Here is a 16,380-nt window from a genome sequence, read left to right as displayed (position 1 = left end):
CCCGGTCAGCGCGGATCGCGCAGTAGCTTCGAATCGGTTGTGGCGGTGCCGGGTTCGAGATCCTCGGGTTCCACCTCGTGCAGCCCGAGCCGTTCGTGCAGCCGGGCCAGCGGCCGCGGCGCCCACCAGTTGGCGGTGCCCAGCAGCCGCATCAGCGCGGGCACCAGCAGCCCGCGGATCAGGGTGGCGTCGGCCAGCACGGTCAGCGTCAAGCCGACGCCGAACATCTGCATGAACGACACCTTCGACGACACCATCGCGCCCAGCACGATCGCCATCAGCGCCGCCGCGGCGGTGACGATCCGCCCGGTCCGGGCCACCCCGATCGCCACCGATTCGACATTGTCGGCCGGCGTGCGCTCCGAGGCCAGCCAGGCCTCGCGGATCCGGGACAGCAGGAACACCTCGTAGTCCATGGACATGCCGAAGGCCACGCAGAACATCAGGATCGGCATGGTCGGCACGATGGTGCCGGTGGAGGTGAAGCCGATCAATCCGGACAGGTGCCCCTCCTGGAAGATCCACACCATCGTCCCGAACATCGCCGACAGTGACAGGGTGTTGAGCACCACCGCCTTCAGCGGCAACACGACACTGCCGGTGAACAGGAACAACACGATCACCGTGGCCAGCACGATCAGCGCCAGCGCCAGTGGCAGCCGCGCGCCCAGCGAGTGCAGCGAGTCCGCGTTGATCGCCGCGCCGCCACCGAACAGCGCGGGTGCGGGTGCGGGCACCGCGCGCAGGTCGCGCAACTGCTGTTTCGCGGCGGGGGCGTAGGGGTCCAGATCCGTGGCGGCCACCAGATACTGACCGGTGCGGTTGCCCATCCGGGTCGTCGAGTCGGCGATGCGGTGACCACGGATGTAGACGCCGGTGTCGGACAACACCGCCGACACGTCGCGCACACCGGACAGCGCCGCCGCGTAGCCGCTCGCGTCCCCGGTGTAGCCGTCGAGCACGACGGTGACGCCCCCGCCGGTGTTCACCGACGGGAACTCGTGGCGCAGTACGTCGCCGACGACGCGACTGCTCGCCTCGGCGGGCAGCACCCGATCGTCCGGATAGCCGAACTTCACCCCGAGGAACGGCGCGCCCAGCGTCAGCAGCAGCGCCACCAGCACCACCGCGACGGGGACGGCGTGCCGCATGACCCGGACCACCGTGCGGTACCAGAAGGTCTGCTGGAGCGGCCGCGGCGCCGGGGCGGCCCGGCGGAACAGCCGCCGCACCGGCACCCGCAGGTCCCAGGCGTTGACCCGGTCGCCGAGCAGGACCAGCGCCGCGGGCAGGATCATGATCGACGCGGCGGCGGCCGCCGCGACCACGGCCACCCCGGCGTAGGCGAACGATTGCAGGAAGTACAGATTGAACACCGCGAGGACGGCCAGCCCCAGCGCCACGGTCAGCGCCGAGAACAACACGGTCCGGCCGGCCGTCGCGGTGGCGCGGATCGCGGCGTCCCGCGGTGCGTGACCGGCGGCGAGTTCCTCCCGGTGGCGGCTGACGACGAACAGGCTGTAGTCGATGGCCAGGGCCAGGCCCATCGCGGTGGTCATGTTCAGCGCGAACACCGACACGTCGGAGATCAGCGTGCACACCCGCAGGATCGCCAGCGTCACCAGGATCGCGAACAGGCCGATCGCCACCGGCAGCAGGGCGGCGATCAGACTGCCGAACACCAGCACCAGCACCAGCAGCGTCAGCGGCACCGCGATCGCCTCCGCGACCGCGAGATCCTTGGTGACCTGGGTGTTGGCCTCGTAGAAGATGGTGGTCGACCCGCCGCTGCGCACGCTGACCCCCGCAGCGTGCGCGCCGGGCAGCGCGGCCAGATCGCCGTCGATCTGCCCGGCCGCCCGCCGGGACAGATCCTCGCCACCGGTCAGATAGGCCAGGACCAGGCCCCGCTTACCGTCGGCGCTGCGCAGTGTGGACCGCACCGCGGGTGGGCTGGTCCAGTACGAGCGCAGGCCGACGACGTCGGGACGGGCCTGGAGCAGATCGAGCACCGCGTGCGCGGCCTGCGCCGCGGCCGGGCTGTCCACGCCCTGATCCGCGGTGACCAGCAGCACCAGATTGGGGTCGGCGCCGTCGAAGTTGTCGGCGAGCAACTGTGCCGTACGGGCGGATTCGGCGTCGGACGGCACGAATCCGCCGCCCTTCAGCCCGCCGGCCACGGACGCCCCGAAGATCCCGCACACCAGCGCCAGCGCGAGGGCGACCAGCAGGGTGGTGCGGGGATACCCGGTGGTGAGGCGGGCGATGCGGGTCAACATGGCTCGGATGCCCCCTGAAACAGCCGTACGGTGACGGCCGTCAGCCTATCGGGGAGACCACCGAACCGGGCCGGCACCTCGAGGGCGTCCGGTCAGTGATCTCGGTCACCGTGCGACCGATCGCGGTCACCGCCGGGCCGCGGTCCGAACAGGCCGCGCGGCGCGTGGCCGTGCACGCCCTCGGCGTAGGCGGTCTCCGCGTGCAGCGCGAAGTCGATGCCCGCGACCTCGTCCTCCGTGCTGATCCGGAAGCCGAGCAGCCGATCGAGCAGCTTGCCGAGCAGGAACGAGATCCCGAACGCCCACACCGCCACCACCAGCACGGCCACCAGCTGTTTGCCCAGCTGGGTGAGCCCGCCGCCGTAGAACAGGCCGCGAGCGCCGCCGGTCATCACCCGGCTGGCCAGCAGCCCGATCAGCAGCGTGCCGACGATCCCACCGGCGAAGTGCACACCCACCACGTCCAGTGAATCGTCGTAGCCGCCCTTGAACTTCCAGCCCACCGCGTACGAGCACACCACACCCGCGACCAGGCCGACCACGACCGCGCCGAGCGTATCGACCGAACCGCACGAGGGGGTGATGGCGACCAGCCCGGCCACCGCGCCGGAGGCCGCGCCGAAGGTGGTCGGATGACCATCGCGCATCCGCTCCACCACCAGCCAGCCGAGCATGCCGAGACAGCCCGCGACCAGCGTGTTCAGGAACACCGCCGCGGCGATCCCGTCCGCCTTCAGCGCCGAACCGGCGTTGAAACCGAACCAGCCGAACCACAGCAGACCCGCGCCGAGCAGCACGAAGGGCAGATTGTGCGGACGCATCGCGTCCACCTTGAAGCCGATCCGCGGGCCGAGGACCAGCGCCAGCGCCAGCGCCGAGGCCCCGGAGGCGATCTCGACGACCAGGCCGCCCGCGAAGTCCAGCGCGCCGAACGAGGACAGCCAGCCGTCCGGACCCCACACCCAGTGCGCGATCGGGACGTACACCAGCAGTGTCCACAGCGGCACGAACACGACCCAGGCGGAGAACTTGGCCCGGTCCGCGATGGCGCCGCTGATCAATGCCACGGTCAGCACGGCGAAGGCGAGTTCGAAAGTGACATAGAGCAATTCCGGGACACCGCTGCGCACGGTGCTCGGATGGATACCGGACAGCGCGAAATGCCCGATGCCGCCGATCACTCCGCCGCCCGCGTCGGAGCCGAAGGCCAGTGAATAGCCGAACAGTAACCACACCACGGTCACCAGCGGGATCGACACGAAGCTCATCATGAGCATGTTCAGGACGCCGGTGGAGCGGACCATGCCGCCGTAGAAAATGGCCAGTCCGGGCGTCATGAGCAGTACCAGCGCGGTGCTGACCAGTAACCAGGCCGTTGCGGCGGGGTCGATCGACGGGGGCACGGTGACTCCTTCGGACGCGGCGTGCGTTGCAAGGAAGTTACCGAATGCTCACCGCGGCCCGGATCGCGCGGGTCGCGTGCCCCTCAGCGCCGAGGCCGGCGGGTCAGTGCCCGGCGGCCGCGCGGTCCCGGCACCGGCAGATCGTCCTCCAGCGCCAGCCATTCCGCGGTGATCAGCCACTGTTGCTGGGCCCGGACGTCCGCGGTGTCGTTGAACACCCGGCGGCCCCGATCGTCGCGCAGATCGTGCGCGAGCACCGACCAGCGTGGCGGCCGGCCCTGCTCGGTCTGGTGCCGGTCGAGGAAGGTCGCGACGAGGGTGCCGAGGGCGTTCACCGGTCGCAGGGACACCCGGTTACCGAATTTGGCGGCATGGAAACGCCTTCCGGCACACAGTGACCGAGGTTCGGCGTTGTAGGCGATCCAGCCGGCCCGCTGGGCGCGCTCGATCAGCCAGAGATGTTTGACCGCGCTCGGGCTGATGTCGCCGACGCGCTCCCGGATCAGCTCCAGCATCGGATCGGTGTGCAGGATGTCGCGGCGGGTCGGGCCGACGTCGTTCATGACCCAGTACTCGTGGGTGAGCTGTGCCAGCAGCCGCCCGAAATCGTCGATGCTGCGCTGGGCGCGCCGCCCGAGTCGCTCGATGCGCTCGGCCTCGCCGCGCATCTCGTTCTGCACCATGAGCGTGCGGATGGCGGCCATGGTCGGGACCTGGCCACGTTCCAGCAGTTCCAGAATGGCGGCGGCCGTGCGCGGGTCGGCGGCGGCGGTCACCGGTAGGGAATCGCGCTTGAGGGCATATTCGCGCGGGCTGATCGCCCTGCTGAGCAGACCGACAGCGGCCCGGTCATCGGCGAAGTCGGTGTGCGAGAGCCAAGCGGCGGCGATGTCGTCACACGGCGGCACGGTCGGGTTTTCCTCCGGGATCCGGCAGGAGTTCGGTGAAGTCGGATCGAAGAACTCCCGCGCTGACTGCGGCGAGTTGCCAGGTTGTGCCCCGGTCGGGATGAGGGACCGACCGGGACCACCAACCTGATGAAGGTTTGGCTACCGAAGTTGCCGACAGTCACGTTAGCCAGACGATTGCGAGAAGGCTAATTGCTTGACATGATCGTTATGTCGGCGGCATCGAGTTCAAACGGGGAAATAGTTTGCCAGGCACGGTCGGTCGATAATCGGAATTGTGTGGCCCGGGGGAATTCGCCGGGATGGGTTGCGCACGCCCCGCCATTGTGGGGCGTGCGGTCTGTTCTCACCGCCGGAACAGGTTTCCGGAATTGTTGTGACATGGATCACGTCTCGCTCACCGGCCCGGCTCGCGGGGCGCGCGTACCGCCATGACCGAGACGGTGTCGGTGGACGCCGGTACCCTCACCCCCGTGGCTCTGTACCGGAAGTATCGACCGGCAACATTCGCAGAGGTGGTGGGGCAGGAGCACGTCACCGAACCGCTCAGCACCGCACTCGACACCGGGCGGATCAGTCACGCCTACCTGTTCTCCGGCCCGCGCGGCTGTGGCAAGACGTCGTCGGCGCGCATCCTCGCGCGCTCGCTGAACTGTGTGGAGGGCCCGACCTCCCGGCCGTGCGGCGTCTGCTCGTCCTGTGTGGCGCTGGCCCCCGGCGGGCCGGGCAACCTCGACGTCATCGAGCTCGACGCGGCCAGTCACGGCGGTGTCGACGACACCCGTGAACTGCGCGACCGCGCCTTCTACGCGCCGGCCGAATCGCGGTACCGGGTGTTCATCGTCGACGAGGCGCACATGGTCACCACGGCCGGTTTCAACGCGCTGCTGAAGATCGTCGAGGAGCCACCGGCCCACCTGATCTTCATCTTCGCCACCACCGAGCCGGAGAAGGTGCTGCCCACCATCCGCTCGCGCACCCACCACTACCCGTTCCGGCTGCTGCCGCCCGCCACCATGCGCGGGCTGCTCGGCCGCATCTGCGAGCAGGAGGGTGTGCGGGTCGAGGATGCCGTCTATCCGCTGGTGATCCGGGCCGGTGGCGGTTCGCCGCGCGACAGCCTGAGCGTGCTGGACCAACTGCTGGCCGGCGCCGGGCCCGAGGGCGTCGCCTACGCCCGCGCGCTGGCTCTGCTCGGCGTCACCGACATCGCCCTGATCGACGAGGCCGTCGAGGCGCTGGCCGCCGACGACGGGGCCGCCCTGTTCGGCGCCGTCGACCGGGTGGTCGAGGCCGGTCACGACCCGCGCCGGTTCGCCGGCGACCTGCTGGAACGCATCCGCGACCTGATCCTGCTGCGCGCGGTTCCCGATGCGGTGGAGCGCGCCCTGGTCTCCGGCCCCGGCGACGTGCTGGACCGGATGCGCGACCAGGCCCAGCGCATCGGCTCCGCCACCCTGACCCGCTACGCCGAACTGCTGCACGCCGGCCTCGGCGAGATGCGCGGCGCCACCGCCCCGCGCCTGCTGCTCGAGGTGGTGTGCGCCCGCATGCTGCTGCCCTCGGTCTCGGAGGCGGAATCCGCCGCCCTGCAACGCCTGGAACGGTTGGAGCGCGGCATCGCGACCGGCGCGATCGCCGTCGCCCCGGCAGGCGCTCCCGTCGGCTCGACCGGTGTCCCCGTGGCCCCGGCCGCCGCTGCTCCCGTCGCACCCGCATCCGGCCCGCCGCGTCGCCGTGGTGCGGAGGCGCTGGCCGCGATCCGGGCGGGTAAGGATCCGGCCACGGAGGCCCCCGAGCCCACCACACCACGTTCCGCGCAGTCCGAACCACGGCCGCACCCGGCTCACCGCGCGCAGTCGCCGAACGGCCCGGCCGACCCTGCCCCGGCAGAAACGATTGCGTCTAGCGACGACCGGATGTCCGTCGAGCTGTCCGATGAGTCCGCTGCCGCGCCGGCGACCGGCCCGGCTGCTGCCCATGGACCCGACACCTCCCGGCCGGAGGCCGCCCCTGCCGGAGCGATGCACGGTGGCCGTGCCGAGCCGGGGCTTGGTGGCTATGCCGAGCCGGGGCATGGCGATGGTGACCCTGCCGGGGCGATGCATGGTGGTCATGCCGAGCCAGGGCGTAGTGGTCATGCCGAGGCGGGACGTGGTGGTCATGGCGAGGCGGGACGTGGTGGTCATGCCGAGCCAGGACACCGTGGCGATGTGGCACCAGGTGTGCAAGGGCACGAGGGTGATATTGCGCGGGGGAGCGCTGCCGACGCGGAGGCAGGGCGTGGCGTCGCAGTAGGGCGACAGCACCACGGCGATAGTGCGCGAGGGCACGAGGGTGATGCCGCGCCGGCCACCGCCGGTCCCGCCGATGCGCCTGCCGGCCTTGGGGTTTCGGGGGTTGCGGACACAGTCGGTCGTGCCGGTGCGCGGTCCGGTTCCGGCGACGAGCGCGGCGGCGGTGCCGAGACGGCGTCGCAATCCACCCCCTCGAGCTCTGACCGGGCGGATGACACCGGTATGCCCGGCGCCGCGATTCGTTCGACGGAACCGGCCGGCCCCGACGTTCGCGCCGGGCACGTCCGGCCCGGAGACGGCGAGTTGTCGTCGCACACGGCGGGTGCCACCGCATCCGCCGGGGCGGCCGACGACGGCCGGACCACACCGGATTCGGATGCGGGGATGTCCGATCGTGTCCCCGATGCCGGCCATGGGCCCGGTGCCGCCGAGGGTACTGCTCGGTCGAATTCGGCCGCGTCGACGGCCGGTGACGACCGGTCGTCCGGCGGGCCGTCGGTGGTCGCCGGACCGCAATCCGGAGGGAGAGCGGGCGGGCTGCGGGAGGTCGAGGCAGCCTGGGGGGACATCCGGGCGAAGGTGCGGGAGTTCGGGGCGGCGGTGCACGCGTTGTTGTCGGGTGCGGCGCCCGCTCGTGTCGACGGCGACACCATCGTGTTCACCCATCAGCACGCGCCGCTGGCACAGCGGTTGTCCAATCCGAAGAACGTCGAGGCGGTGCAGTCGGCGGTCCGCGCAGTGCTCGGGCGGGACTACAACGTGCGCTGGGAGGTCGGCGGTCCGGGCCAGGCGGCCGCGGGCGGCGCCGCGCGACCGGCGGCCGGTGGTGCGGGCGAGGCCGGTGCGCGGCCGCAGCACGGCGCCGCGGGCGGGTCGGATGCGCGGCCGCAGCAAGGTCCGGCCGCGACGAGTCCGGCGCGCTCGGCGGAACCGCCGAAGTTCTCCCGGCCCAGTCAGGCCAAGTCGAACGAATCCGGGGCGAGTGCGCCCGCGGCCCGGCCGGGCAACGGCAGCAGCAGTGGCAACGGCAGTGGTTCCCGCAGCGGCGGCGCCCCCCGCAATACCCCGCCGGACGACGACATTCCGCCGCCGGATGCCCCCGACCTCCCCGATGATCCCGGGCCGGGCGACTACTCGTCGGTAGGTTATTCTGACTACCCGTCGGTAGGTTATGACGGTGTCCCGCCTGCGTCGACGGCCGAGGAGGAGCGCGAAATGCTCGCCGAGTCGGCCCGGCCGGTACCCCCGGGAGACCGTCGTGACCCCGATGAGGTGGCATTGGAGCTGTTGCGCGCGGAGCTGGGAGCGACCCGACTGGAGGGCTGACAGCAACCGGCACTACACCGTTAAGTTAACCGGAGTTCGCAACTGGCGGTACTATGGACGGGTGGTCGTCAGCAGTGGTGCAGCGCGGCGCGGGAAGTCCGGATGATCGGGCGCTCCGAGCCACGTCAACCGCCGTGTGCCGATGTTCTTACAGTGTCAAGACGGTCGGTCGCATGGCCGGTCGGCGAGGTCAAACTGCGCAGCGCCTGCGCATCCTCGAGGAAGGAAAGTCTCCGATATGACCACAGAGGCCTACATCTACGAGGCCATTCGAACCCCGCGTGGCCGTAACAAGAAGGGTTCGCTGCACTCGATCAAGCCGATCGATCTGACGACCGGCCTGGTGCAGGAACTGCGCCGCCGGTTCCCGAACCTGGACGAGGAGCGCATCTCCGACATCATCCTCGGCGTCGTCTCGCCGATCGGTGATCAGGGCGCCGACATCGCGCGCACCACGGTGCTGACCGCGGGCCTGCCCGACACCGTCGGCGGCGTGCAGATCAACCGCTTCTGCGCCTCGGGCCTGGAGGCCGTCAACATGGCCGCGCAGAAGGTGCGCTCCGGCTTCGACGACCTGGTGCTGGCCGGTGGCGTCGAGTCGATGTCCCGGGTGCCGATGGGCTCCGACGGTGGCGCCATGTTCGCCGACCCGTGGACGAGCTACCAGAACTATATTGTGCCGCAGGGCATCTCGGCCGACCTGATCGCGACCATCGAGGGCTTCACCCGCGACGACGTGGACGCCTACGCGGTGCAGTCCCAGGATCGCGCGGCGGCGGCGTGGAGCGGCGGCTACTTCGCCAAGTCGGTCGTCCCGGTCACCGACCTCAACGGCCTGACCGTGCTGGACAACGACGAGCACATGCGGCCGGGCACCACCGCGGCCGACCTGGGCAAGCTGAACCCGGCGTTCAGCGTCGTCGGCGATTTCGGCGGCTTCGACGCGGTCGCGTTGCAGCGGTACCACTACGTCGAGAAGATCGACCACGTGCACACCGGCGGCAACAGCTCCGGCATCGTCGACGGCGCCGCGCTGGTGCTCGTCGGCTCGGAGGAGGCCGGCGCGGCTTCGGGCCTGACCCCGCGCGCCCGCGTCGTCGCGACCGCCACCAGCGGCGCGGATCCGACGATCATGCTCACCGGCCCGACCCCGGCCAGCCACAAGGTGCTGGCCAAGGCCGGTCTGACCGTGGACGACATCGATCTGTTCGAGATCAACGAGGCGTTCGCCTCCGTCGTCCTGAAGTTCCAGCGCGACCTGAACATCCCGAACGAGAAGCTGAACGTCAACGGTGGCGCCATCGCGATGGGCCACCCGCTGGGCGCCACCGGCGCGATGATCACCGGCACCATGGTCGACGAGTTGGAGCGCCGCAACGGCCGCTACGCCCTCGTGACCCTGTGCATCGGCGGCGGCATGGGCGTCGCCACCATCATCGAGCGCGTCTGACGACCTCCTGCTGCTGACTTCAATCCTTTTGGGAGACAAGACTTTATGACCGAGAACATGATCGCCTGGGAGAAGGACGCCGACGGTATCGTCCTGCTCACGCTCGACGACCCGAACCAGGGCGCCAACACCATGAACGATCTCTACAAGAGCTCGATGGCGGCCACCGTGGCCCGCCTCGTGGCGGAGAAGGACGACATCACCGGCGTCGTCATCACCTCGGCGAAGAAGACCTTCTTCGCCGGCGGTGACCTGAAGAACATGATGCAGACCACCCCGGCCGACGCCGCGGCCATCTTCGCCGAGGTCGAGGGCATCAAGGCCGATCTGCGCAAGCTGGAGACCCTGGGCAAGCCGGTCGTCGCCGCGATCAACGGCGCCGCGCTCGGCGGTGGCCTGGAGATCGCGCTGGCCACCCATCACCGGATCGCGGCCGACGTGCCGGGTTCGGTCATCGGCCTGCCCGAGGCGACGCTGGGCCTGCTGCCCGCCGGTGGCGGCGTGACCCGCACCGTGCGCCTGCTCGGCATCCAGCCCGCGCTGCTGCAGGTCCTGCTGCAGGGTCCGCAGAGCAAGCCCGCCAAGGCCAAGGAGCTGGGCCTGGTCGACGAATTGGTCGGCAGCGTCGAGGAACTCGTCCCCGCCGCGAAGGCGTGGATCAAGGCCAACCCCGACGCGTCCGTGCAGCCGTGGGACAAGAAGGGCTTCAAGATCCCGGGCGGCTCCCCGTCCTCGCCGGCCCTCGCGGCCAACCTGCCGGCCTTCCCGGCCAACCTGCGCAAGCAGCTCAAGGGCACCAACATGCCGGCGCCGAAGGCGATCATGGCCGCCGCGATCGAGGGCGCACAGGTCGACTTCGACAACGCCTCGACCATCGAGTCGCGTTACTTCGTGCACCTGCTCACCGGCCCGGTCGCGAAGAACATGATCCAGGCGTTCTTCTTCGACCTGCAGCACATCAAGAACGGCGGCTCCCGCCCGAAGGACGTGCCGTCGCGCACGATCACCAAGGTCGGTGTGCTGGGCGCGGGCATGATGGGCGCGGGTATCGCGTACGTCAGCGCCAAGGCCGGCTTCGAGGTCGTGCTGAAGGACGTCAGCCAGGAGGCCGCCGACCGCGGCAAGAACTACTCGGTGAAAATCGAGGAGAAGGCGATCGCCAAGGGCCGCAGCACCGAGGAGAAGTCCAAGGTCGTGCTGGACCGCATCCACCCGACCGCCGACCCGGCGGATCTGGCGGGCGTCGACTTCGTGATCGAGGCGGTCTTCGAGAACACCGAGCTCAAGCACAAGGTGTTCCAGGAGATCGAGGACATCGTGACCCCGGACGCGCTGCTGGGTTCCAACACCTCGACCCTGCCGATCACCGAGCTCGCCACCGGTGTGAAGCGCTCCGAGGACTTCATCGGCATCCACTTCTTCTCGCCGGTCGACAAGATGCCGCTGGTGGAGATCATCCGCGGCGAGAAGACCTCCGACGAGGCGCTGGCCCGGGTGTACGACTACACCCTCGCCATCAAGAAGACCCCGATCGTCGTCAACGACAGCCGTGGCTTCTTCACCTCGCGCGTGATCGGCACCTTCGTCAACGAGGCCATCGCCATGCTGGCCGAGGGCATCGAGCCGCAGACCATCGAGCAGGCCGGCCTGCAGGCGGGCTACCCGGCCGCGCCGTTGCAGCTGTCGGACGAGCTGAACCTGAAGCTCATGCAGAAGATCGCCAAGGAGACCGCCGAGGCGGCCGAGCGCGGCGAGGTCACCCTGCCGAGGCGGCACCCGGCCCAGGATGTCATCGACTACCTGGTCGCCGAGGGTCGTCCGGGCCGCCTGGAGAAGGCCGGCTTCTACGAGTACGACGAGAGCGGCAAGCGTCAGGGCCTGTGGCAGGGGCTGCGCGAGCACTTCAAGACCACCACCGAAGAGGTGGCGCCGTTCCAGGACCTGATCGACCGGATGCTGTTCATCGAGGCCATCGAGACGCAGAAGTGCTTCGACGAGGGCGTGCTCACCACGTCCGCCGACGCCAACATCGGCTCGATCTTCGGCATCGGCTACCCGGCCTGGACCGGCGGTGTGCACCAGTACATCGTCGGCTACCCGGGTGGTCAGGCGGCCTTCGTGGCCCGTGCCGACGAGCTGGCGGCCAAGTACGGTGACCGTTTCCAGGTGCCGGACTCGCTGCGCAAGTAACACTCGCCGATCTCCCCCGCGGGAGGCGACACCCGGCCCGGATCGCGGGCAATTCCTCGCGATCCGGGCCGTTGCCCTGTTTGCCGCGCTACGTTGGAATGAGTGGCGGTTCGAGGTGGTGGTGACACATGGACCCACACGCGAGCAGCTTCGGCGGCGGTGTGCCCGATGCACGTCCGCCGCGTGAGTCGCGTACGCGGCGTTATCGGCCGTTCGTGGCGGCCGACGACCTGGCCGCGATGGGCCTGCACGATCCGGAGGAGATCGGCCGCGGCGGATTCGGTGTGGTGTACCGCTGCGTGCAGCGGACGCTGGAGCGGGTCGTGGCGGTCAAGGTGCTGTCGGCCGAGATCGACGACGACGCCCGCGAGCGATTCCTGCGCGAGGAACAGGCGATGGGCCGGCTGTCCGGCCATCCGAACATCGTCGACATCCTGGAGGTGGGCGTCACCCCGACCGGGCTGCCCTTCATCGTCATGCCGTACGCGGTGCACGGTTCCCTGGAACGGCTGGTCCACGACAGCGGCCCGCTGAGCTGGGCGGACGCCCTGCGGGTGGGGGTGCGGCTGGCGGGTGCGATCGAGAGCGCCCATCGCGTGCAGGTACTGCATCGCGACGTGAAGCCGGCGAACGTGCTGCTGTCCCGCTACGGGGAGCCGCAGCTGACCGATTTCGGCATCGCCCGTATCCCCGGCGGCTTCCGGACCTCGGCCGAATTGATCAGCGGTTCACCGGCATTCACCGCCCCCGAGATCCTCGCCGGTGACGAACCGACCGTGCTCTCGGACGTCTACGGCCTGGGCTCCACACTGTTCGCCCTGATCACCGGCCACGCCGCCTACGAGCGGCAATCCGGGGAGAAGATCGTCGCCCAGTTCCTGCGCATCGCCTCGGAGCCGTTGCCGGATCTGCGCCGCCTCGACATCCCCGCCGACGTGGCCGATGCCGTCGAACAGGCGATGGCCCACGATCCGGCACAGCGCCCGGCGTCGGCATTCGAGTTCGGTGAACTGCTGCGCGCGGTGCAGCGCCGTCACGGCCAGATGCCCGACGAAATGGCGCTGCTGGCACCGGAACCCGCGCCGGCCGCCGATGGGCTGTCGAAAGACGAAGCTACCCAGCACTTCTCCGCCACGATCGCCTCCGGCCCCCGCCGCTCGGCTCCGCTGAACCCCGCCACCCCCGATCGATCGCCGCACGTAACACCCCGGCCCGCAACATCTTCGAACACCGGCTCACCGGACGGCGGCCCGCTGCCCCGCCCGCAAACGCTCGCCACCCTGCGCGCCGCCGGCGACCGCAAAGTCACCCTGATCCACGGCCCGGCCGGATCCGGCAAGACCACCGTGGCCGCGCAGTGGGCCGCGGAGCTGGCCGAGCGTGGCGCCGCCGTGTCCTGGCTGAACGTCGACCGCGACGACGACCAGGAGGTGTGGTTCCTGTCCCACCTGGTGGCGGCGATCCACCGCACCTGCCCGGACGTCGGCGCGGGCCTGGACCGGATGCTGGAGGAACGCGCGGGTGAGGCGGTCCCGTACGCGGTCGCCGCGCTCATCGACGAGATCGCCGCTGCCGCCCGCCCGGTGGTCGTGGTGATCGACGACTGGCACCGGATCACCGATGCGGCCACCCATCGGGTGCTGGCGACCCTGCTCGACAGCGACGCCCCGCACCTGCGCTTCGTGGTGGTCACCCGCGACCGGTCCGGGCTGCCGTCGAGCCGATTGCGCACCCGGGACGAACCGGCCGAGATCGGCCCCGACCGGCTGCGTTTCACCGCCGCCGAGACCGCCTGGATGTTGCGGCAGCACTTCGGCTTCCCGCTGACCGACGCCCAGGTGCGGCGAATCCACACCGTCACCGGCGGCTCACCGTCCACCACCCAGCTGCTGGGCCTGACCCTGCGCGCCACCATCCACAGTCGTGACGGCGCCGGGCACGACGAGTCCGGCGCTGTGGATACCGGCGGACCTTCGGTGGACGACCGCTCCGATGCAGCGCATCCCGGCGACAATTCTGTGGATATCTCCGATGCTGTGGACAGTTGCGATGCTGTGGACAGTCGAGCAGATGCCGTGGATACCGGCGACGGTGACGCGTACCTCCACCGCGGTACAGCGCACGACGGCGGCCATGTCGCGCGGACCGGCGGCGCCGATGCTGCCGGTGACCGTGGCGCGCGCATCCGTGGCGGTGTCGTGGATGCCGGTGCGTGGGACGGGCACGGCCCCGATGGTGCTGTGGACAACCGTGGCCAGGCTGTGGGCAACCGCGCGGATGTTGTGGACAACTTGCTCGCCGGGCTGCCCGGCGACGATCCGGCGGTCCGGGAATACCTGGCCGAGCACCTGTTCGGTGCGCTGGAGCCGCGGCTGCTGGACGTGCTGTCGGTTGTCGCGGTGACGGAACGGGTGTGCGGGGCGTTGGTGACGGCCATGAGCGGGGAGCCGGAGGCCGAGCGGCTGCTGGAGCAGGCGGAGCGGCGTGAGTTGTTCGTCGGCCGGATCGCGGACGAGCCCGGCTGGTATCGGATGCGGCCGCTGTGCGCGGAGCGGATCCGGGAGCGGCTGGAGCGTGAGCGGCCGGAGCACTCGAAGATGTTGCACCGCGAGGCAGCCCGCTGGTTCGCCGATCATCGGCAGCCCCGCCGATCGGTGGAACATGCGCTGGCGGTGGCGGATTCGACGCTGGCGCTGGATCTGCTGGAACGCAACGGCATGGATCTGGTCGATGCGGCGCAACTCGCGACCTTGCAGGGTTGTGTCGCGAAACTGCCTGTGCAGCAGATCGGTTCGCGGACGGAGCTGCTACTGACACTGGCGCGGGCCAATCTCGGATTGCAGCAGTCCGGGGCGACTCGGACCGCGCTCGGCCGGGTGTCGACCCTGCTGGCGCGGCGGCCCGCCGACGATCCGGAGGCAATGCGGCAGCGCTGTCAGGTCACCGTGCTGGCCGCCGCCGACGAGGTGGCCCGCGACCGTACTTCCGGTGTGCTGGAACGAATTTCGGACTGTCTGGCGCGTGCCGACGAACTGCCCGCCTGGACGGTGTCGATGGCGGCGGGCCTGGTGTCGTTCGTGCGCTGGTGCGAGTTCGATTTCGACGGCGCGCGCGAGATACAGCAGTGGGCAGCGCCGTATCACGACCGGTCTGAGGATCCGCTCGGGCCGGTGTTCGGCCTGCTGAGCACCGGCATCGCCGCCTATGAGCAACTCGATCTCGCCACCGCCACCGACTGTTTCGAGCGCGCGTGGGTGGTCGCCCGGGAACGGTGCGGGCCGCGCTCGCATGCGATGCGGGTGGCGGCGGCCCTGCTCGGCGGCATCGTCTATCGGGGTGGCGATCCGAGTACCGCCGAGCGCCTGCTCGAGGGCGGCCACGAACCGGTGGCCGGCGTGGGAACGGTCGACTTCGGTATCGCGGCCTTCGTGACCGGTGCGCGGGTGCGGGCCGTGCACGGCAATGTGGCCGGGGCCGTCGAGCGGCTGGGGGAGGGGCTGCGCATCGCCGCCGATCGTCGCCTGCCCCGGCTGGCGGCCGTGCTGCGGGCGGAGTGGCTGCGCCTGGCCGCCGGTGGTGACGCGGCCGGCGACGCCACGATCCCGCAGGCGATGTGGGCCGTCAGCACGGCAGTTCCGTCGCCGCGCCCGCTGCGGCACGTCGGCGGGGTGGCGACACTGGCCGCCGAGGCCGAGGAGGTCGCCGCCATCCGGGCGCTGCTCGCCCGCCATTATCGCGGTGTGGAGGCGCCCGGCGACGCCGCGCCGCTGGGTACCGACGATTCGGCGGTGAAGCGCGCTCGCGCCCTGCACGGCCGGGTCCGCGATCAGCACCGGCCCCGTGCGGAACTGGACGCCTCGCTGCTGCTGGCGGAATGTCTGGCCACCGCGGGCTGGACCGGTGAGGCGCTGGCCGTCCTCACGCCCGCGGTGCTGCGATGTGTGGAGTTGGGCTGGCCCCGGCCGCTGCTGGACGCCGGTCCGGGTGTGCGCTCCCTGCTGCACACCCTGCGTAGTCAATTGCTGCTGGGGGCCGCGGAAATCGAATTATCGGAAACGGCGCTCCAATTTCTCGACGGCCTGCTCTGACCAGTCCGGAGGTGTAGTCGCGGCGTTTTTTCCGATAGCTTTTCCGATGGTTTCCGAATCGCCTGGAATCGAATATTCGGAAACATGAAATGCGAATTTCCCGGGCAGGCGAAAAACGATAGGCGACTTTGACGAGCCGGGAATTTTCTATATGATCGCAATACCTAATTCCGAGGGGCGATGGACCCAGGTCCGGTACATCGCCCCAGGAAGGAGGTGGTGAGTTTTATGGGTAAACACCATAAGAAGGTGACCCCGACCGGCCGGTTGGTCGCAGCGCTCCACGTGACAACGTACGCGCTCGGCATGGCCGTGCTGGCCAGGGTCGTCTTCCGCAAGGTCCGCCGAGTTGTGGACTGAGCGACTCACCGGGTGGAGCGTCTGTGCGGACGCTCCACCCCCCGGCATCACAGAGTGACGAGAGGAATTCTACACACAC

At 70.0% G+C, this 16,380-nt stretch carries 7 protein-coding genes and 1 pseudogene; 5 read left to right on the top strand and 3 right to left on the bottom strand.

The window, feature by feature from the left end:
* Window positions 1–5: 5 nt before the first annotated feature.
* The 3 genes from LBW94_RS15395 to LBW94_RS15385 all read right to left on the bottom strand — a co-directional run bounded on the left by LBW94_RS15395 (window position 6) and on the right by LBW94_RS15385 (window position 4,590).
* Entirely contained in the window at window positions 6–2,279 is a 2,274-nt protein-coding gene (locus LBW94_RS15395; RefSeq protein WP_225060017.1) for an MMPL family transporter, read from the bottom strand.
* Window positions 2,280–2,371: 92 nt separating this feature from the next.
* Window positions 2,372–3,682, bottom strand: coding sequence for an ammonium transporter (locus tag LBW94_RS15390; protein WP_225060018.1), 1,311 nt, complete (start codon window positions 3,680–3,682; stop codon window positions 2,372–2,374).
* Window positions 3,683–3,765: 83 nt separating this feature from the next.
* Window positions 3,766–4,590, bottom strand: a complete 825-nt coding sequence (locus LBW94_RS15385; protein WP_225060019.1) for a hypothetical protein — start codon at window positions 4,588–4,590, stop codon at window positions 3,766–3,768.
* 473 nt (window positions 4,591–5,063) lie between these two features.
* Here LBW94_RS15385 and LBW94_RS44425 point away from each other — a divergent pair.
* The 5 genes and pseudogenes from LBW94_RS44425 to LBW94_RS15360 form a co-directional block, all read left to right on the top strand.
* A pseudogene (locus LBW94_RS44425) lies at window positions 5,064–6,569 on the top strand (DNA polymerase III subunit gamma and tau); the annotation flags it as partial.
* A 1,882-nt stretch (window positions 6,570–8,451) separates the two neighbouring features.
* Window positions 8,452–9,663, top strand: a complete 1,212-nt coding sequence (locus LBW94_RS15375) for an acetyl-CoA C-acetyltransferase (RefSeq protein WP_225060020.1) — start codon at window positions 8,452–8,454, stop codon at window positions 9,661–9,663.
* Window positions 9,664–9,708: 45 nt separating this feature from the next.
* Window positions 9,709–11,853 carry a 3-hydroxyacyl-CoA dehydrogenase NAD-binding domain-containing protein gene (locus tag LBW94_RS15370; RefSeq protein ID WP_225060021.1) on the top strand — a complete coding sequence of 715 codons (2,145 nt, stop codon included), beginning with the start codon at window positions 9,709–9,711 and terminating at the stop codon, window positions 11,851–11,853.
* A 215-nt stretch (window positions 11,854–12,068) separates the two neighbouring features.
* Window positions 12,069–15,941 carry a protein kinase domain-containing protein gene (locus LBW94_RS15365; RefSeq protein WP_323137866.1) on the top strand — a complete coding sequence of 1,291 codons (3,873 nt, stop codon included), beginning with the start codon at window positions 12,069–12,071 and terminating at the stop codon, window positions 15,939–15,941.
* A 228-nt stretch (window positions 15,942–16,169) separates the two neighbouring features.
* Entirely contained in the window at window positions 16,170–16,301 is a 132-nt protein-coding gene (locus tag LBW94_RS15360; protein WP_255634732.1) for a hypothetical protein, read from the top strand.
* The last annotated feature ends 79 nt before the right edge of the window (window positions 16,302–16,380 follow it).

The sequence above is a fragment of the Nocardia sp. alder85J genome, assembly GCF_020176955.2.
Lineage (GTDB): Bacteria > Actinomycetota > Actinomycetes > Mycobacteriales > Mycobacteriaceae > Nocardia.
This window is presented reverse-complemented; position numbering and strand designations above follow the sequence as displayed.